The sequence below is a fragment of the Pseudomonas sp. S30_BP2TU TE3576 genome (genome assembly GCF_050436025.1).
GTDB lineage: Bacteria > Pseudomonadota > Gammaproteobacteria > Pseudomonadales > Pseudomonadaceae > Aquipseudomonas.
Genome location: NZ_JBNDLK010000001.1, coordinates 1,559,811 through 1,578,073, shown reverse-complemented (window position 1 = coordinate 1,578,073; position 18,263 = coordinate 1,559,811). Strand labels below are relative to the sequence as shown.

21 protein-coding genes are annotated in these 18,263 nt (G+C 60.8%); 7 read left to right on the top strand and 14 right to left on the bottom strand.

The window, feature by feature from the left end; genetic code table 11:
* Positions 1-21 precede the first annotated feature (21 nt).
* The 3 genes from lapG to ABIA48_RS07205 form a co-directional block, all read right to left on the bottom strand.
* Positions 22-729 carry a cysteine protease LapG gene (lapG, locus tag ABIA48_RS07215; RefSeq protein ID WP_429487547.1) on the bottom strand — a complete coding sequence of 236 codons (708 nt, stop codon included), beginning with the start codon at positions 727-729 and terminating at the stop codon, positions 22-24.
* Between the two features lie 242 nt (positions 730-971).
* Entirely contained in the window at positions 972-1,367 is a 396-nt protein-coding gene (locus ABIA48_RS07210) for a YbaN family protein (RefSeq protein WP_429487545.1), read from the bottom strand.
* Positions 1,368-1,377: 10 nt separating this feature from the next.
* A complete protein-coding gene (locus ABIA48_RS07205; RefSeq protein WP_207263409.1) occupies positions 1,378-1,965 on the bottom strand; it encodes a YecA family protein in 588 nt (195 codons plus the stop codon).
* Between the two features lie 373 nt (positions 1,966-2,338).
* Here ABIA48_RS07205 and recQ point away from each other — a divergent pair, with 373 nt between their 5' ends.
* The 4 genes from recQ (at position 2,339) to ABIA48_RS07185 (ending at position 6,712) form a co-directional block, all read left to right on the top strand.
* A complete protein-coding gene (gene recQ / locus ABIA48_RS07200; RefSeq protein WP_310063684.1) occupies positions 2,339-4,465 on the top strand; it encodes a DNA helicase RecQ in 2,127 nt (708 codons plus the stop codon).
* Positions 4,466-4,584: 119 nt separating this feature from the next.
* Positions 4,585-5,019 carry a MarR family transcriptional regulator gene (locus ABIA48_RS07195; RefSeq protein WP_429487542.1) on the top strand — a complete coding sequence of 145 codons (435 nt, stop codon included), beginning with the start codon at positions 4,585-4,587 and terminating at the stop codon, positions 5,017-5,019.
* A gap of 127 nt (positions 5,020-5,146) precedes the next feature.
* Positions 5,147-6,391 (top strand): type IV pilus assembly protein FimV, encoded by a 1,245-nt coding sequence (locus ABIA48_RS07190; RefSeq protein ID WP_429487540.1) that lies wholly within the window; start codon positions 5,147-5,149, stop codon positions 6,389-6,391.
* Between the two features lie 33 nt (positions 6,392-6,424).
* A complete protein-coding gene (locus ABIA48_RS07185) occupies positions 6,425-6,712 on the top strand; it encodes a SelT/SelW/SelH family protein (RefSeq protein WP_310063690.1) in 288 nt (95 codons plus the stop codon).
* Here the strand turns inward: ABIA48_RS07185 and ABIA48_RS07180 are convergent.
* Positions 6,706-7,599, bottom strand: coding sequence for a DMT family transporter (locus ABIA48_RS07180; protein ID WP_429487538.1), 894 nt, complete (start codon positions 7,597-7,599; stop codon positions 6,706-6,708). The genes ABIA48_RS07185 and ABIA48_RS07180 overlap by 7 nt on opposite strands.
* Positions 7,600-7,670: 71 nt before the next feature.
* The gene (locus ABIA48_RS07175) at positions 7,671-8,435 is read right to left on the bottom strand and encodes an AraC family transcriptional regulator (protein WP_429487536.1); all 765 of its coding nucleotides are present in this window, start codon (positions 8,433-8,435) and stop codon (positions 7,671-7,673) included.
* A 134-nt stretch (positions 8,436-8,569) separates the two neighbouring features.
* Between ABIA48_RS07175 and ABIA48_RS07170 the strand changes: the two genes are divergently transcribed.
* Positions 8,570-9,385, top strand: a complete 816-nt coding sequence (locus ABIA48_RS07170; protein WP_429487534.1) for a UDP-2,3-diacylglucosamine diphosphatase — start codon at positions 8,570-8,572, stop codon at positions 9,383-9,385.
* 152 nt (positions 9,386-9,537) lie between these two features.
* Here ABIA48_RS07170 and ABIA48_RS07165 read toward each other — a convergent pair whose 3' ends face one another.
* Positions 9,538-10,128: an HD domain-containing protein gene (locus ABIA48_RS07165; protein ID WP_429487532.1), complete on the bottom strand. Its 591-nt coding sequence runs from the start codon at positions 10,126-10,128 to the stop codon at positions 9,538-9,540.
* Positions 10,129-10,155: 27 nt separating this feature from the next.
* Entirely contained in the window at positions 10,156-10,467 is a 312-nt protein-coding gene (locus ABIA48_RS07160; RefSeq protein ID WP_429487530.1) for an Mpo1-like protein, read from the bottom strand.
* 160 nt (positions 10,468-10,627) lie between these two features.
* Between ABIA48_RS07160 and ABIA48_RS07155 the strand changes: the two genes are divergently transcribed.
* On the top strand, positions 10,628-11,689 hold the full coding sequence (locus ABIA48_RS07155; protein WP_429487528.1) for an AraC family transcriptional regulator: 1,062 nt from the start codon (positions 10,628-10,630) through the stop codon (positions 11,687-11,689).
* Here the strand turns inward: ABIA48_RS07155 and ABIA48_RS07150 are convergent.
* A complete protein-coding gene (locus ABIA48_RS07150; RefSeq protein WP_277535650.1) occupies positions 11,646-13,100 on the bottom strand; it encodes a TrkH family potassium uptake protein in 1,455 nt (484 codons plus the stop codon). The genes ABIA48_RS07155 and ABIA48_RS07150 overlap by 44 nt on opposite strands.
* Positions 13,101-13,221: 121 nt before the next feature.
* Here ABIA48_RS07150 and ABIA48_RS07145 point away from each other — a divergent pair, with 121 nt between their 5' ends.
* Entirely contained in the window at positions 13,222-13,788 is a 567-nt protein-coding gene (locus ABIA48_RS07145; protein WP_429487526.1) for an NAD(P)H nitroreductase, read from the top strand.
* Between the two features lie 139 nt (positions 13,789-13,927).
* Here the strand turns inward: ABIA48_RS07145 and ABIA48_RS07140 are convergent, their stop codons facing one another.
* The 6 genes from ABIA48_RS07140 to ABIA48_RS07115 all read right to left on the bottom strand — a co-directional run bounded on the left by ABIA48_RS07140 (position 13,928) and on the right by ABIA48_RS07115 (position 18,238).
* The gene (locus tag ABIA48_RS07140) at positions 13,928-15,271 is read right to left on the bottom strand and encodes an ATP-binding protein (RefSeq protein ID WP_429487525.1); all 1,344 of its coding nucleotides are present in this window, start codon (positions 15,269-15,271) and stop codon (positions 13,928-13,930) included.
* A 235-nt stretch (positions 15,272-15,506) separates the two neighbouring features.
* Complete coding sequence (locus ABIA48_RS07135) at positions 15,507-15,956, bottom strand: Spy/CpxP family protein refolding chaperone (protein WP_429487524.1); 450 nt, start codon at positions 15,954-15,956, stop codon at positions 15,507-15,509.
* A gap of 162 nt (positions 15,957-16,118) precedes the next feature.
* Positions 16,119-16,796 (bottom strand): response regulator transcription factor, encoded by a 678-nt coding sequence (locus ABIA48_RS07130; RefSeq protein ID WP_429487523.1) that lies wholly within the window; start codon positions 16,794-16,796, stop codon positions 16,119-16,121.
* Between the two features lie 7 nt (positions 16,797-16,803).
* The gene (locus ABIA48_RS07125) at positions 16,804-17,217 is read right to left on the bottom strand and encodes a translation initiation factor 2 (RefSeq protein ID WP_310063708.1); all 414 of its coding nucleotides are present in this window, start codon (positions 17,215-17,217) and stop codon (positions 16,804-16,806) included.
* A 123-nt stretch (positions 17,218-17,340) separates the two neighbouring features.
* The gene (locus ABIA48_RS07120) at positions 17,341-17,640 is read right to left on the bottom strand and encodes a YciI family protein (RefSeq protein WP_007984134.1); all 300 of its coding nucleotides are present in this window, start codon (positions 17,638-17,640) and stop codon (positions 17,341-17,343) included.
* Between the two features lies 1 nt (position 17,641).
* Positions 17,642-18,238, bottom strand: a complete 597-nt coding sequence (locus tag ABIA48_RS07115; protein WP_204932480.1) for a septation protein A — start codon at positions 18,236-18,238, stop codon at positions 17,642-17,644.
* Between the last annotated feature and the right edge of the window lie 25 nt (positions 18,239-18,263).

The following is an 18,263-nucleotide window of genomic DNA, read 5'->3' as shown; positions in this document are numbered from 1 at the left end:
CATCGCTCCTTGCCGTGGCGGCTAACCGTCGCCGATGTCGAACCCTTCTGCCTGCATCTTTTTCAACACGTCCTGCCAGCGCGACAGTTTTTTCGAGTCACTGCTGCGCTGGCCGCCGTTCTTGCCCGGCAGGTACAGGCCTTCGGCGTTGAAGGCGTACACCGGCAGCAAGTCTTTGCGTTGGGATGCGGGGCGGATCACGCCGATCAGATTGTCCAGCACCAGTGGGTCAGCCGTGGGGGTACTGTAGAACGTCAGCACCATGTGCGCCTGGTTCTGGCTCAGGGCCTTGACGTAGGTGATGCGCAGTTTCTCGCTGGGAAGGCCGAGCCGGCGCAGGCTGAAGTATTTTGCCAGGGCGTAGTCCTCGCAGTCGGCGGCGCCCTTGATCAGGGCTTCGACGGGCGTGGCCCAGTAATCGCTCTGTTGCCAGATGCGCGTGTCGTCCTGGAAATTCAGCTGCTGGTTGAAGAAGCGGTTCACCGCGTTGAGCTGCTCTCGTTCAGGGACGCCGCGTGTGCTCTGCAGCATTTGACTCCATGCCTCGAGCCGGCCTCGCGCCAGTCCAAGAGGGCCGTAGCGATTTTCAACGGTTTGCAGAATCAGCGCAAAATCCCAGTCGGCCCGGACCCCGTTGAATACGCTCAGTAGCAAACCTGCCAGCAGCAACCACCCGCCGAGCCGAAGTCGGAGCGTTGGCCATCCTGGACGACGCAGACTGCGGGCCATGTCTGGCTGCTCGAGTTTAGGTTTTTGAAGTTTAGGTGGAGTTTTTGCAGGGGGAGGGCAGGTCGTCGGGCGAAGGACGCTCACTGAGCTTTTTGTGGCGAGGGGGCTTGCCCCCGTTGGGTTGCGAAGCGACCCCAAACCATTCAATCCAGATATCCCAGGTACACCGCGTTCACCTGTTTTGCGACTGCTGCGCAGCCGAACGGGGGCAAGCCCCCTCGCCACAATGGCCCCGGGAAGCTTCAGGATTTGCGCAGGGTTTTCTGGCGCAGGATATAGATCGTCACCAGCACCGCACTGGTCAACATGAAACCCCGGGCCCAGGGCTGCGGCACCAGGTAGCAGGAGAACAGGATACTCGCCCACATCAGGCCGATGGCGTAGACCTTGCCTTTGAGCGGAATGCCGTTGCCATCGAGGTAGTCACGAATCCACGGGTCAAGCCGTGGATGTTCCACCAGCCATTGATAAAAGCGCGGCGAACTGCGGGCGAAGCAGGCGGCCGCCAGCAGCAGGAAAGGGGTGGTGGGCAATACCGGCAGGAAAATCCCGATCACCCCCAGCGCTACGCTCAGCCAGCCGAAGGCCAGCAGCACGTAGCGCAACATCAGGGGGCGGTTGCCTATGGGGTTGTCCATAGGCAGAACCTTAGTGGTGACGTGGCTTGAGAATCGCCGGTTTTTCGTCTGGCGCGTTGCACAGCAGATACAGTGCGGTCAGGGCTTCCGGGATCTGTACGATCATGTCGTCCATCAGGTTGGCATCGGCGGCAATGTCGGAGAACTCCGGTTGCTCGTCGAACAGGCCCGAACCGACCATGATCGGCAGCAGCATTTCGCTGACTTCGTCTTCGGCGGTTTCGAACCAGGCTTCTTCGCGCAGGAACACGCCTTCCATGAATCCGATGCACCAGCCGCGCAGTTCGGAATCGTCCGGGTCGTCGCCCAGGTCCAGGTCGCACGGCAGCTCGAACTCCTCGTCGGAGGCCAGTTGGCGGGCGATGTGGGCTTTGAGGCCGATCAGCGTGGCTTCGATCTCTTCGCGCTGGGCTTCGCTGCTGTAATGCGGCTCCTCGGCGAAGAGTGCGTCGATCCATTCACGTTCCGGGACCGCTTCGGAACAGATCGACAGCGCAGTGAGGTAGCCGTGGGCGGCCACGTAGTCCAGCGCCTCGTCATGCAGTTCGTCGGCGTCGAGGAAGACTTGCAGGCGGGTTAGTTGCTCAGCGAAGGACATTAAAGGGCTACCTTGGGGAATGTTCGATGCGGGAATTCTAGGCCTTCTTGAGCGCTTGGGCCAGCCGCACGGCATATTTGCACCTTTGTGGGAGCGGGCTTGCTCGCGAAGGCGGTGTGCCAGGCTGCATTAACGTCGACTGACACTCCCTCTTCGCGAGCAAGCCCGCTCCCACAGTCCGATTGTGTGAGTCTTATCAGCGGTGCCCTTTGCCGGACGGGGCTCGGGTATACTCGCGCGTTTTGTGATTGCCCTGCGGGCGTCACGGCTGAAATGTGAAGCGTCATGCAATGCGCACTTACGATTTGTCAGTGCAGCGTTGGTGGTTCTGAACCAGCCTTGCAGGGATGTTTCGGTGATTTTTGGAGTTTCTATGCTCGAACAGGCTCAACGCGTCCTCAAGGACATCTTCGGCTACGACAGTTTTCGTGGCCGTCAGGGTGCAATCATTGAGCGCGTGGCCAGCGGCGGCGATGCCCTGGTTCTGATGCCTACCGGTGGCGGCAAATCCCTGTGTTTCCAGGTGCCGGCGCTGTTGCGCGAAGGCCTGGCCGTGGTGGTTTCGCCGCTGATCGCCCTGATGGACGACCAGGTCGCCACCCTCGAAGAGCTGGGCGTCGCGGCGGCCGCATTGAACTCCACCCTCAGCGCCGAGCAACAGCGCGACCTCGCTGCCCGCATCCGTCGCGGTGAAGTGAAAATGCTCTATCTGGCACCGGAACGACTGGTCCAGCCGCGTATGCTGTCCTTCCTGCAGGGGCTGAACATCGCCCTGTTCGCCATCGACGAAGCACACTGCGTGTCGCAATGGGGGCATGATTTCCGCCCGGAATACCTGCAACTGGGGCAGTTGGCGGAAATGTTCCCCGACGTGCCACGCATCGCCCTGACCGCCACGGCCGACAAGCGCACCCGGGAAGAAATCGTCAGCCGCTTGCACCTGCAAGACGCTGAGCGCTTCCTGTCGAGCTTCGACCGACCGAACATTTTTTATCGCATCGTGCCCAAGGAACAGCCGCGCAAGCAGTTGCTGGCGTTCCTTGCCGAGCGCCGTAGCGATGCGGGCATTGTGTATTGCCTGTCGCGCAAGAAAGTCGAGGAAGTCGCAGCGTTTCTCAGCGCGCAAGGCTTCCCGGCGCTGCCGTACCATGCCGGCCTGCCCAACGATCTGCGTGCCTACCATCAGAAACGCTTCCTCAATGAGGAAGGCCTGATCATGGTCGCCACCGTTGCGTTCGGCATGGGCATCGACAAGCCCAACGTGCGTTTCGTCGCCCACCTCGATCTGCCGAAATCCCTTGAGGCCTATTACCAGGAAACCGGTCGCGGCGGCCGTGACGGCTTGCCGGCAGATGCCTGGATGGCCTACGGCCTGCAAGATGTGGTGATGCTCAAGCAGATGCTGCAGAACTCCGAAGGCGACGAGCGCCACAAACGCCTGGAGCAACACAAGCTCGACGCCATGCTTTCGCTCTGCGAAGAAACCCGCTGCCGTCGGCAAACGCTGCTGGCCTACTTCGACGAAGACATGCCCGAGCCTTGCGGTCATTGCGACAACTGCGTCGACGGCGTGCAAACCTGGGATGCCACCGAACCTGCGCGTCAGGCGCTGTCGGCGATCTTCCGCACCGGTCAGCGCTATGGCGTCGGGCATCTGGTGGATGTGTTGCTCGGCAAGGACAACGAAAAGGTCCGCAGCTTCGGCCATCAGCATCTGTCGGTGTTTGGTGTCGGCAAGGCGATGGCGGAGGGCGAATGGCGCTCGTTGTTCCGCCAACTGGTGGCCCGAGGTCTGGCCGACATCGACCTTGAAGGCTACGGCGGCTTGCGCCTGAGCGACAGTTGCCGGCCGTTGCTCAAGGGCGAAGTGACTTTGGAACTGCGCCGCGACCTCAAGGCGCAAGCGGTGGCGAAAAGCAGCAAGAGCCAGGCGAGCCAACTGGTTCGTGGCGAGGAGCGCGAACAGTGGGAAGCCTTGCGCGCCCTGCGTCGCAAGCTCGCCGAAGAACATGGCGTGCCGCCGTACGTCATCTTCCCCGACTCGACCTTGCTGGAGATGCTCCGCAGCCAGCCGACCTCGCTGGCGGAAATGGCCATGGTCAGCGGCGTCGGCGCGCGCAAGCTGGAGCGTTATGGCGAGGCCTTCCTCGAAGTGCTCGGCGGCCAGGTCGAGGCGCCGAAAGCGGTGGCCGACGTGCGTCACGAACTGATCACTCTGGCGCGGGCCGGTATGACGCCGGTGCAGATCGCCGGTCAGTTGCAGTGCTCGGAAAAGAACGTCTACACCATGCTGGCCGAAGCGATCGGCAAGCAGCAATTGTCGCTGGAGCAGGCGCTGGATCTGCCTGAAGACCTGATGGGTGAAGTCCAGGACGCCTTCCTTGACGGCGAAGGCGAGTTGCCGCCGGTTTCCGAGATCGCCGCGCTGTTTGCGGGCCGGGTACCGGAAGGGGTGTTGTACTGCGTTCGGGCCGCCTTGCAATCCGAATTCGAAATTTGAGACATCGGTATTGCTGATGTAACGATTCACTAAAGATCAAGCCTTGCCTCAAGTTGAGGCGCATGCTTAGCTGACTAATAATTAGTTTTTATTTATTTCAGTCTGATCATGAGTGTTTTATGCCGTTAACCGATCAACACCGCTTTGGCATGCAATTGGCCCAGATGTCCCGCGGCTGGCGTGCCGAACTGGACCGCCGACTGGCGGGCATGGGCTTGTCCCAGGCACGCTGGCTGGTGCTGCTGCACCTGGCGCGTTTCGAGGAAGCACCGACCCAACGCGAGCTGGCACAAAGCGTCGGCGTCGAAGGCCCGACCCTGGCCCGTTTGCTGGACAGCCTGGAAAGCCAGGGCCTGGTGCAACGCCAGGCAGTGCTGGAAGACCGTCGGGCGAAGAAAATCGTTCTCTGCACGCCGGCCCGTCCCCTGATCGAACAAATTGAAACCATTGCCACGCAACTGCGTCACGAGCTGTTCGAAGGCGTCGATGAGGCGGATTTGAAGGTGTGCATGCGGGTTCACGGGCACATCCTGGCCAATCTTGAAAAATCTTGAGGCATAACCGAACGCCAGGTTTTAGAGATACCGCATCAGGCAGACTATAAGAACTACTCGGCAATATCGTGTTCGTAACGGATGTACGAACGCGTACGGGTAGTTTCTGTAGATCTCAAGGATGCTCATGCTCAAGTGTTGGCGATTGGTTTTGCGTGGTTGTTCTCAGTGGTTGCTGGCCGGGGCCGCTGTCACTTATTCGGCGTGGGCACCTGCGTTGGGCCTGGGTGAAATCACCCTGCATTCGGCGCTGAATCAACCGCTGCGTGCCGAAATCGCGCTGGTGGATGCGGCTGGCCTGGAAGAGAACGAGCTGTCGGTGAACCTGGCAACGGCAGACGAGTTCAGCCGTGCCGGGATCGACCGGGTATTTTTCCTCAATAATCTGAAATTCACCCCGGTGCTGCGCGGTAATCGCTCCTTGATCCAGGTGACCTCCAGCAAACCGGTCAGTGAACCGTTCCTGAATTTTCTCGTGCAGCTTAATCAGCCCAACGGTCGGTTATTGCGCGAGTACACGGTACTGATCGATCCGCCGGGTTCGCCGGGTATTGTTCCCGCCGCCGATGAAGCGGTTTCCAGTACTCCGGCGTCTGGATTCCCCAGTATTCAACCGGTCGTTTCGCCGTCACCCGTGGCAAAGGCGACACCGGAAGCGGACGTACCCGTGGTTGATCCCGCTGTCGAACAACTGGCCACCAGCGCCCTGCAAAACCATTCGTTGCAAACCACTGTCGATGAGCTCAACGCGAAGCTTCAAGGCCAGGATGAGCTGATCACCGACCAGAAAAAGCAGTTGACCGAGCTGCAAACCCAACTGGCGGAGCTCAAGAAGGTAAAGGCGCAACCCATTGTTTCTGACGCGGTGGCGCCAGCCCCCGCCATTGCTGAAAATCCCGGGATTGGCTGGCTGCCGATTGCCGGTGTGTCAGCGCTGATGGCGCTGGGCTGGTTTGTTCGCCGCTGGCGCCGGCAGCATCTGGCCACAACGCCAGTGGCTCTGCCGTCGCAGCATGAGCCGTTGGCTGAGCTCTTTACCGAGCCAGTGATATGGCCTCCTGTCATGCAACCGCCCACTGTGCATTGCGACGGGGTGCCAGCCAACGAGGGACTTGAGTGGGTCGATAGCGGTCGTTCCAACCCAGTCGTTGCTGCCGTGGCGGTGGTTCCGGGTTTGGCGATGTCCGGCGAATCCGCCACTGACGATGAGTACCAGCTCAACCTGGAGGAGCTGTCCATGGCGTCGAGCTGGGACGTGATCAGCCCAAACGAAAACAAGCAGTCGGTTGCTCTTGCCATGATCGAGCCGGCGTTCGAGTTAGAGGCGCAACCCGCTCCGCCGTCCCGGCAGCCACCGGCCGGGCTATCATAGCGGCGTCGTCAAACTCTGGAGTTACGTCCCATCATGACCGTCAGCAAACCGGAAATCGTCATCACCTATTGCACGCAATGCCAGTGGCTGTTGCGTGCGGCCTGGCTGGCCCAGGAGCTGCTCAGCACCTTTGGTGATGACCTGGGCAAAGTCTCCCTGGTGCCGGGCACTGGCGGGGTCTTTCATATCTCCTGTGACACCGTGCAGATCTGGGAGCGCAAGGCAGACGGTGGCTTCCCTGAGGCTAAAGTGCTCAAGCAGCGGGTCCGCGACCGGATCGACCCGGACCGCGACCTGGGGCACAACGACCGCACTCAGTGAGAAGCAGCCTCCGCAGCAACGGCTTTCTTGCTGGAACCACCTGAGAACCGGCTGGACACCACAATCGCCACAATGATCAGCGCGCCCCCGAGCAACATGCGCAAGGTCGGGTTTTCATTGAACAGCAGCCAGGCGACGGTGATGCCATAGACCGGCTCCAGGGCGAACACCACAGCGGCGGTGCGTGCCTTGATCACCGCCAGGCTGGCGACGAACAGGCTGTGGGCGACACCGGTACAGAACACACCGAGCAGGCCGATCCACAGCCAGTCGATGGCGCGTACTTCGCTCAATTGCGGCGCCGCCACCGGCAGCAGGCACAGGGCAACCACCACGTTCTGACACAGCGCTGCCTGCACGGGCGGGACGCGCCCGGAGCTGGCACGGTTGGTCAGTGACAGCAGGGCGAACAACAACCCGGAACCCACGGCCCACAGCAGGCCGGTGGTGGCGCCGCTGGCCAGATCAAAATCAGGCGTGACCAGCACCAGGCCGACACTCACCAGCAGCACCAGCACAATTTCATTGGTGCGAATGCGCTCGCGGAAGATCAGCCCTTCAAGGATCACGGTAAATGCCGGGAAACTGGCAAAACCGAGCGTCGCAATCGCCACGCCTGCGACTTTTACCGCAATGAAGAAACTCACCCAGTGTCCGGCCAGCAACAAGCCGCTGAGCAGCAGTCGATGCCAGTCCGCGGGCTCGAGTTTCTGCCAGCGCGTCTGGCTGGCGAACCGTGCAAAAAAACCTAGCGCGAGCACGGCGAAAGCGGCACGGCCGAAAACGATGATCGCCGGTGATGCGGCAGCCAGTTTGCCGAACACGCCGGTCAGGCCGAACATCAATGCGCCGATATGCAAGGCGCCAAGGGCGGTACGGGGAGTCATTGCAATCCTTGATGACAAACGAACAGAAGCCTCATTGAAGCGCGTAATCGTCCGTCAAGTCTGTCGGCAAACTAGCGTTTTTTGTCGTCAGCCTCGCGCCGCAGCTTTCCGGGCGATGCCCCGAACTCGCGCAGCACCGCCGCCGCAAAGGCGCTCTGGGAGCTGTAGCCGACGCGGCTGGCAATCTCGCCGATGGGCAGCGCCGAGTTGCGCAGCAAGCCTACGGCAATATGCAGGCGTCGGCTGCGGATGTAGTCCATCGGCGTCTGCCCGCATTCGGCCACGAATCGGGCATGCAAACGGGCGCTGGAGAGGCCGGCCACACGGGCCAGGTCGGCCACCTGCAGCGGGTACGCCGCGTACTGATCGATGTGTGCGTTCAGCGCGGCGTAAGGAAGGCGCCGACCGCCGACGATGTCGGGCCTGGCGTTGTTGAGACTGGCCAGCAGCAGCACCGCGCCTTGTTGTGCGATCAGCGGATCATCGACCGGACTGTTCGCCAGCCAACTGACCAATTGGTTTTGCCCGGCGTCCAGGGGCAGGCGACCGGCGTTGTCGAGCAAGCGTCGGCTGGATTCGGCGTGATCGCCCAACGACTGGGCAACCCATTGTTCGCTGGGTACATCCAGCACCAGGCAGCGGCTGCCGTTGGCGCTGCCACACGCGTGATGCGCTCCGGAGGGCACCACCACGAAACTCTGCTGGACCACCTGGCTACCACGGCCGTCGACCTCGAAATCCAAGGCGCCCGAAAGCCCGAACACTAATTGCGCGTGGTCGTGGCTGTGGACGATCAGGTCGTGGCTGTATTGGCGGAGCGTGAGGATCGGTCTCATCGCAGGTCTCCCGGTTCAGGGTGTCAGTCTACACCGAGCGAGCCTGCAAGCGCTGTCACAGGACTGACTTGACGCTGTCATGCACCATTAACCGGGCCGGGGCAGACTTGGCAAAACTTGCCAGAGGGTTGCCCATGACCAGCGCCGAGCTTGCCAAACCCACCCGTAAGCAACGCGTACGGACTTTATGGATTTCCGACGTGCATTTGGGCACCCGGGATTGCCAGGCTGAACACCTGTCGCAGTTTCTCAAGAGCTATCACGCGGACAGAATCTACCTGGTCGGTGACATCATCGACGGCTGGAAACTGCGCGGCGGCATGTACTGGCCGCAAACGCATACCAACGTGATCCGTCGCCTGTTGACCATGAGCAAGCGTGGCACCGAGGTGATCTACGTCACCGGCAACCACGACGAATTCCTGCGCCGCTATTCGAAGCTGATTCTGGGCAATATCCAGTTGGTGGACGAAGCCGTCCACGTCACCGCCGACGGCCGGCATTTACTGGTGATTCACGGCGACCAGTTCGATGTGATCACCCGTTACCATCGCTGGCTGGCCTTTCTCGGTGACTCGGCCTACGAATTCACCCTGACCCTCAACCGTTGGCTCAATCACTGGCGCGCGCGATATGGCTACGGCTATTGGTCGCTGTCGGCCTATCTCAAGCACAAAGTGAAAACTGCAGTCAGCTTCATCAGCGATTTCGAAGAAGCCATCGCTCACGAATGCGTCAAGCGCGAGCTGCACGGCGTGGTGTGCGGACACATTCACCATGCCGAGATTCGCAAGGTCGGCGAGGTGGACTACCTCAATTGCGGCGACTGGGTGGAGTCGTGCACGGCGCTGATCGAGCACTGGGATGGGTCGATCGAGTTGTATCGCCTGGCGGATGCCCAGGCGCGGGAGGCGCAGTTGAAGGCGGCCAAGGTTGCAGAGCTGGCTTGATCTGTTAGTTGTGCAGTGCCTGGGCAGGCCTCTTCGCGGGCAAGCCCGCTCCCACAGTGGGCGAAGGTGAGCACAAAACTTGTGGTCGCCAGATAACCCTGTGGGAGCGGGCTTGCTCGCGAATGGAACGCGAAGCGGTCCCGCTGGATCTGTCAGGCCGGCGCGTGTTCTTCCATCGCCACCTTGTAAATCGAGTTCCTGGGGTGCGCAAACAACCGCTGCATCATCGGTTCGAAGAAGCTCAACGGCAACGTGTCGTACGCCGGATCAAACGCCGCCGCATCGTACCTGGCGCAGAACTCGACGGTCGCCTGGTACTGCGGGTGGTCCTGGAACTGCTCACGCAGATGCCGATCCATGCCCAGGTGATGAAAGAAATAGTAGCCCTGGAAAATCCCGTGCTTTTCCACCATCCACAAGTTTTCGGCGCTGACGAACGGCTTGAGGATCGCCGCCGCGATGTCCGGGTGATTGTAGGAGCCCAGCGTGTCGCCGATATCGTGGAGCAGGGCGCAGACCACGTATTCTTCGTCGCGGCCATCGCGCCAGGCGCGGGTGGCGGTTTGCAGGGAGTGGGTCAGGCGATCCACCGGGAAACCGCCGAAATCACCCTCCAGTAATTTCAGGTGCGCGGCAATCCGTGCCGGCAATTGTCGCGCGTAGGCACTGAAGTCCGCAGCGATGATCGCCCAGTCTTCCTGCGTGCCGTCCTTCATGTGGGTGAAGCGGGCATTGGCATTCATAGGCAACTCTCTTGTGACTGATGTCAGCTAGAACGGAACGCGCCCCAGAACCATGTCCCGGTACATGACAAAGTCACCGAGCAAGCTATAGAAGGGGTGTTGGAACGTCGCCGGACGGTTCTTCTCGAAGAAGAAATGCCCGACCCAGGCAAAGCTGTAACCCGCCAAAGGCAGGGCCCACAACAGCATCCATGCCCCGCGACCAATGGTCAGTGCCAGAATGAGAATGACCAGCGTCGTGCCGATAAAGTGCAAGCGTCGGCAGGTATTGTTGCGGTGTTCGCTGAGGTAATACGGGTAGAACTCAGCGAAGCTGTTGAATCGTTTGACGTTTTCCACGACTGCTATCTCTGTGGTTATTGTTCTGACTGCAAGTTGTTCTGCGGGTAGCTTATTTGAGTCTAGAGTGATCAATGGCATCAGCCACTGACAATAGGCGCCACTTTAGTATCCTTCGGTCAATAGCCGTAGCATGCGGCTCACCATGTAAGAAAACGCCATGAGTGAACGAACGACTTCTGCAAGCTGGGCGATGGGGATTGTCAAAGCTCTGGAGATGGACGGCCTGGATTGCCGGGTTCTGTTCAAGCAGCTGGGGCTCGACTACGCGGCACTGGATGATCCTGATGCACGCTTTCCGCAAGATTCCATGACACGGCTGTGGCAGCGTGCGGTCGAGCTGTCCGGTAATCCGGCCATCGGCCTGAACATGGGCAAGGTGGTGCGACCTGCGCAGTTTCATGTGACCGGTTACGCCTTGATGTCCAGCCAGACCCTGGCCGAAGGTTTCCAGCGGCTGGTGCGCTATCAGCGGATCATCGCCGAAAGTGCCGACCTGAGTTTCAAACTGCTGGAAGAAGGCTACGCGCTGATTCTGACGGTGCATGGCGATCATCTGCCGCCGACCCGGCAAAGCGCCGAAGCTTCGCTGGCTTGTGCCTTGGCACTGTGCGGCTGGTTGACCGGGCGTACGTTGCAACCACGCAGAGTGTTGTTCCAAGGCACCGAGCCGGCCAACCTGGAACCCTATCAGCAAGCCTTTCATGCACCGCTGCTGTTCAATGCACCTTACGATGCGCTGATTTTCGAGCGTTCAGACATGGAAGCGCCCTTGCCGACGGCCAACGAGGCGATGGCGTTGCTGCATGACCGCTTTGCCGGCGAGTATTTGGCGCGCTTTTCCGAAAGCCGCGTGACCCACAAGGCGCGGCAGGTATTGTGCCGCCTGTTGCCCCAGGGCGAGCCCAAGCGCGATACCGTGGCGCAGACGCTGCATCTGTCCCAGCGCACCTTGCAGCGGCGCTTGCAGGAAGAGGGCACAAGTTTTCAGGCGCTGCTGGACGATACCCGGCGCGAGCTGGCCGAGCAGTATCTGGCGCAACCGAGCATGACATTGCTGGAAATCGCCTACCTGCTGGGGTTTGCCGATCCGAGCAACTTCTTCCGTGCTTTCCGACGCTGGTTCGACGCCACACCCGGCGAGTACCGGATGCGGCTGATGCAAGCACCTGAAGCGGTCAATGACGCCAAAATGCCGGAATACACAGCACAAACACCGTAATGATCTCCAGTCGGCCCAGCAGCATGCCGAACGACAGAATCCACTTGGCGGCATCCGGCAGGGTGGCGAAGTTGCCCGCCGGGCCAATGGTCTCGCCCAGTCCCGGACCCACGCCGGACACGGTACTGGCCGCGCCGGTCAGGGCGGTCATCCAGTCCACGCCAAGTAGCGACAGCAGCAGCGCAATCACGCAGATGGTGATCGCAAAGAAGAACGAAAAGGTCAGGATTGAACGCACGATTTCTTCGTCAAGGCGGTGACCGTTGTACTTCTGCTTGATCACCGCGCGCGGGTGTATCAGCTGGTTAAGGTTGGCCTTGAGCAGGATATAAGCCACCTGGAAGCGGAAAATCTTGATGCCGCCCGCGGTCGAGCCGGAACAACCGCCGACAAACCCCAGATAGAAGAACAGCATCAGCGAGAAATTGCCCCACAGGCTGTAGTCCCCCAGTGCAAAACCGGTGGTGGTCACTACCGACGTCACGTTCAGCGCCACATGCCGCAACGCCTCCAGCCAATGCAGCTGGGTAGTCCACCAATACCAGGTGCCGAGTACCAGCCAGGTCACCAGCAGCATGCCGAGCAGGCCTTGAACCTGTTCATCCTTGATCAGCGCCCGGCGGTTACCACGCAACGTGGCGACATACAGGGTGAACGGCAGGGCACCGAGAATCATGATGACGATCGCGACCCAATGCACCGCCGGTTGCGGCCACTTGGCCAAAGACTGGTCGGAGGTAGAGAAGCCGCCGGTGGAAATCGCCGACATCGCGTGGTTAATCGCGTCGAACAGGCTCATCCCGGCCCACCAGAACGCCAGGCTGCCGACAATGGTAATACCGACGTAGGCCGCCACGATCAGGCGCGCCACCATGTGCGAGCGGGGCATGACTTTTTCCGAGCGGTCCGACGATTCGGTCTGGAACAGCCGCATGCCACCGATGCGCAACAGCGGCAGAATCGCCACCGCCATACCGATAAAGCCAATGCCACCCAGCCAGTGCAGCAGGGAGCGCCACATCAGGATGCCGGGGGACATGGTGTCCAGGCCACTGAGTACGGTTGCGCCAGTGGCGGTGATGCCGGACATGCTTTCGAAGAACGAGTCGGTGTAGCTGATGTGTTGGGTCAGCAGGAACGGCAGTGCGGCGAAGATGCACACCACCAGCCAACTGCTGACGGTCAGCAGGTACATGTCCCGGGGGCGCAGATGAATGTGTTCGGGGCGCCCGGGAATCACCAGCGCCAAACCGGCGACAAAGGTGATCATACTGGCCCAGAGGAACGACGGCAGGTCGCTGGTGCGGTCGAAAATGACCAGCGTGGCCATGGGTATGACCATGGAGATCGCCAGCGTGATCAGGAAGATGCCGATGATGAAACCAATGATCCGTAAGGTCGGCAACGCCATGAGGTCCGCTCGGCTGATAGTGGAAAGGGCGCCATTCTACCCGCGAGACAGGGCATGTAAACCGGCACTGCTGCGGCAGTTGCAGCTAGAATAGCCGCACGAATTTTTCAGGAGGTAGCCGATGCAGGCTCTCGACGCTTTGCTCAACCGTGTTTCCGTTCCACGACTGATTGATCCTGCACCCACTGCCGAGCAGCGCGAGGTGTTGTTCGGCGCCGCCATGCGCGCCCCGGACCACGGTCACTTGCAGCCGTGGCGCTTCCTGACGGTGGAAGGCGCGGCGCGCGAGCAAATGGGCGAGTTGCTGGCCGAAGCGGCGAAGCTTTCGGACAGTGAAGTCAGCGAAGCGGCCATCGACAAGGCGCGCAATAATCCGCTGCGGGCGCCGTTGGTGGTGGTGGTGATTGCGCGGTTGCAGGAGCACGCCAAGTATCCGAAGTCCGAGCAGTTGCTGGCGGCTGGCTGTGCGGCCCACGGGATTTTGCTGGCGGCGTATGCGCAGGGCATTGGTGCGGTGTGGCGTACCGGTGACCTGGCTTACTCGCCGCATGTGGCCAAGGGGTTGGGCTTGGCGGAAGGGGAAGAGGTGATTGCTTTCCTGTACCTCGGTACACCGCAGAAAGAACCGCGAGTGGCCGAGAAGGTCGACCTGGCCGAGTTTGTCAGCGCCTGGCCCGGGAAGGTCTGACACCGCAGACCCTGTGGGAGCGAGCTTGCTCGCGATAGCGGCAGTACATTTAACATTGAAGTGACTGAAAAACCGCCATCGCGAGCAAGCTCGCTCCCACAGTAGATCTGTGTCATTCAGATAGTTGGGGGGGACAGCCTCAGGGTTGTACGACAGCCCCCGGCACCAAGGGTAATTCCAGGCTGGCGATGAACCCGCCTTCAGGGTGATTGGCCAGCACCAGGCAGCCGCCATGTCGCTCCGCCGCTCGCCGGGCGATGGCCAGGCCCAGGCCGTGTCCTGCCGCTGTCTGCCCCGGCGCCCGATAGAACGGCTCACCGAGTTGGCCCAGATATTCGGCACTGACCCCTGGCCCGTGATCGCGCACGGTCACGACGATCCGCTCACCCTGACGCAGCGCCTGCAATTCGATCGGCAGGCCATCCACCGGATTGAAGCGCTGGGCATTGCGCAGCAAGTTGTCGACGGCCCGTTCGATCATGGTTGGCCAGCCCTTCAGATTCAGTTGCGATTCGGCTTCGAGGTGCACGAGATGCTCGGGTGAACCGAGTTGCGCATCTTTTTGCAGGGTGTTGAGCAAGGCATTCAGATCCACCTCTTCCGCACTGGCGTTATCGGAGTCGACCCGCGCCAACACCAGGATTTCGCTGATCAGCGCTTCCAGTCGGTCGCATTCCCGGGTCAGGCGCGGCCATAGCTGTTCCCGTTCCTGCGGGCCGGCCCGTTCGGCGAGCGCCAGCGCGATACGCAGACGGGCCAGAGGTGAGCGCAGTTCGTGGGAGACATCGCGCAGCAGTTGCCGCTGGCTGCCAATCAGACTCTGCAGGCGCGCACCCATGCGGTTGAAGTCATTGGCCAGAACGCCAAACTCATCGCGACGGTTGGCCAGCTTGACCAGGCTGTTCTGTTGATACGTGGTTTGTCCCAGGTCATGCACCGCTCCGCGCAGACGGCTGAGCGGGCGAGTGATGGAAAAGGTCACCAGCAGGCTGAACAGGGTCAGCACCACCAGGGCGATCCCCAGCGCACTGAGTGGCCAGAGCAGGCTCTCGCGGTGCCAGGCGTCCAGTTCCGGGTGCGGGATGCGGTAGATGAACAGGTAGGTATCGCCGGTTTTTTCGCTGGTGAATTCATCGGTCAGACGCCGCCATGGCAAGCGTCGGTCATCATTGTTCTGACGCGCCTCAAAGGCCGCCGCACGTCTGGGGAAGGTGCCGCGAACCACCGGATCGCCGCTTTCGTTAAGCACCTGAACGTCGATGTGATACTGGCGTTTGCGTTGCTGGAGAATGTCTTGAGCGGCGTCTTCGCCCTGACTTTCGTAGGTTTGCGTCCACTGTTCGGCCAGCGTGTTGAGGCCCGGGTGGCGGCTGAGAATCCATGCGTCCTGGTTGAGCATGTGCCCGAGCAGGATGGAAAGCCCTGCAACCAGAGCAATGGCCAGCCAGAAGCTGGCCAGGATACGCCAGAACAATGAACGCACGGAAAATCCTCAGGTCAGCACCAATCCATGTGGGAGCGGGCTTGTGGCGAGGGGGCTTGCCCCCGTTCGGCTGCGAAGCAGTCGTAAACCCGTTACATGCGGTTTAACGTTGAGATGCCGGGGCCGCTTCGCGACCCAACGGGGGCAAGCCCCCTCGCCACACAAGCCCGCTCCCACATTGGGTCAAAAACATCAGACCCAACGGTGAAGAGCCATTGGGTCCGGGGTTAACGCATTATTGCGTTTTTTGCGCTTGCTGCGCTTTCCAGGCTTTGAACTCGGCCCACTCGGCGCGACGTTCGGCCTGTTTTTTCTGGATCTCGTCGAATTTCTTCTGTTGATCCGGTTTCAGCACCGCACGCACATCGGCTTCGGCTTTCTGGTGCTTGGCGGCCATTTCGTCTTTCATGGCTTTCTGGTCGGCTGGCGAAAGTTTTTCCAGGTACTTCTCGACCAGTTGCTTACGCTCGTGCATCTGCTCGCCCATGATCTTGCGGATCTGCTCGCGCTGTTCGCGGCTCAGGTCCAGTTGACTGTAAGGGCCTTTGCCGTGCATGCAGTGCATCTGACCGCCATGGCGCGAACCGTCCATCGGCCCATCCATCGGGCCTGTGCCTTCAGGCATGGCCATGGCAACGGTCGGCAGGGCAGCAGCGAACATCAGAGCGATAAGAGTCTTGCGCATGGTGTATCTCCTTGTCTCGTTCCCGGTACGTTCCGGATGAGTACAGATTACGCAGATCAAGGTCAGCGGCGGTCAGCGGAGGGTAAAGCTTGGGTAAAGACGATTTCCCGCCGACCTGACAAAACTCCCGATCCCCCTGTTGGAGCTGCATGTCGTCAGGGTTCAGAGGCTGTAGTAATAGCCGCGGCTGCGCAGGGCCACGATGCGCGGTCGGCCATCGGGGTGTGGGCCGATCTTCTTGCGCAGGTTGCTGACGTGCATGTCCAGGCTGCGGTCATACAGGGTCAGCTTGCGGCCGAGGGCGATCTGCGCCAGTTCCTGTTTGTCCAGGGGGGCGCCGGGCTGTTTGAGCAGGGCTTCCAGCAGGCGGCTTTCGGAGACAGTGAGGGTGAATTCCTGTTCGTCGATGCTGACCACCCCGCGCACCGGGCTGAAACACAGGTCGCCCAGTTCAATCTGGCTGGACACCGCTGCCGGGTGGCTACGGCGCAGGACGGCGCGCAGGCGGGCAGTCAGTTCCCGTGGATCGCAGGGTTTGGCCAGGTAATCGTCGGCGCCAAGTTCCAGGCCAAGGATACGGTCCAGTGGTTCGCCCCTGGCCGAGAGCATCAGCACCGGCAAATCCGGGTGATCACTGCGCAACTGTTTGAGCAGTTCCAGGCCGCTGCCATCGGGCAACATTACATCCAGCACCACGGCCGCCGGAGCGGTTTCGGCCAGCGCCCGGCGTGCGCTCTGGCCATCGTGACAGGCACGTACCTGAAACCCTTCCTGGCTCAGCCAACTGCTCAGGAGCTCACACAGCTCCTGGTCATCATCAATAAGTAACAGCTCGCTCATGACTCACTCAATTTAGCCATTGTCGACGTTTTCGACTTGCTCCACTGGCGAAGATACCGCAGAGCAGAGCCAATAGCGCTACCCCGGCGCCAATGACAAACCATTGTTGCTGGTCGGTCAGCAGGCGTGGCAGCGGACTGCTGGCCTGGGCTTCCTTGAGTTGCAGCTTCAAACGCTGGTTCTCCTGGCGCAGCCGGGCCAGCAGCGGGCTTTCGCGTTCGCTATCGGCAGTTTGCAACTGTTTGTTCAGTTCTTCCCGTTGCCGTTCGCTATCTTTCAAGCGTTGCTGCAATTCGGTGATCTGGCTGCCGGCGCTCAGGGACAGCGGCGTCGAACCACCACCATTGGCGCTCTCTTCACCGTGGGCGGGCGCCACGATCGACAACGTGAACAACATCAGACACAACGGACCCTTGCGCATCACGACTCCTGATTCCAATACGAGTATTGGGCAGGTTGTCGGCCGACAAACGAGAATAATGAGCGATTGGGAACGCGATGAACCGACAAGGTTCATCGCGTGGGGGCAATTGCGAGAAGAAAGTTACGGCAGGACTTGCTTGAACGGCTTGACCAGAACGTTGGCGTAGACGCCTGCGGCGATGTACGGATCAGCGTCGGCCCAGGCCTGGGCGGCGCTCAGGGAATCGAACTCGGCGACGATCAGGCTGCCTGTGAAACCCGCCGCGCCCGGATCATTGCTGTCGACCGCCGGGTGTGGGCCGGCCAGGACGATGCGGCCTTCGCCCTTGAGTACTTGCAGGCGCTCAAGGTGCGCAGGTCGTGCGGCCAGGCGGGCTTCCAGGGAGTTGGCGACGTCTGTGGCAATGATTGCGTAAAGCATGTCAGTCCTCGGTTTTTGGCGTAGTGGTGTCGGCGTCGTGCAAATGGCGGGACAGGTAGATGCCCTGGCCGACCAGGAACAGCAAAGTCATGCCCAGGCTGCCGAAGACCTTGAAGTCGACCCAGTAGCTCTGGAAGGTGAACGCGACAAACAGGTTGGCGGCACCGCAAAACAGGAAAAAGGCGATCCAGGCGATGTTCAGGCGCGTCCAGACTGCGTCAGGCAGCGTCAACGCATGGCCCATGATGCGTTTGATCAGCAGGCTGTCACCGACGAAGTGGCTGCCAATGAATGCCAGGGCGAACAGCCAGTTGACCACCGGGGCTTTCCACTTGAGGAACGTCTCGCTGTGGAACGCCAGGGTCAGGCTGCCGAAGACCAGGCAGGCGATCAGGGTCAGCCACTGGCTCTTCTCCAGCTTGCGCTGCTTGATGAACAGTGTGCCGTAGACCACCAGGGAACTGACGATCAGCATCGCGGTGGCGCTGTAAATACCGCCTACAGTGACCTCATGGCCGGCGACGTCGACGACCCGTGGATCGGTTTTGAAGACGATGAAAAACAGCAGAAGCGGGATGAAATCGATGAATTGTTTCACAGTGGCAGCCAGAAGCAGGATGTGG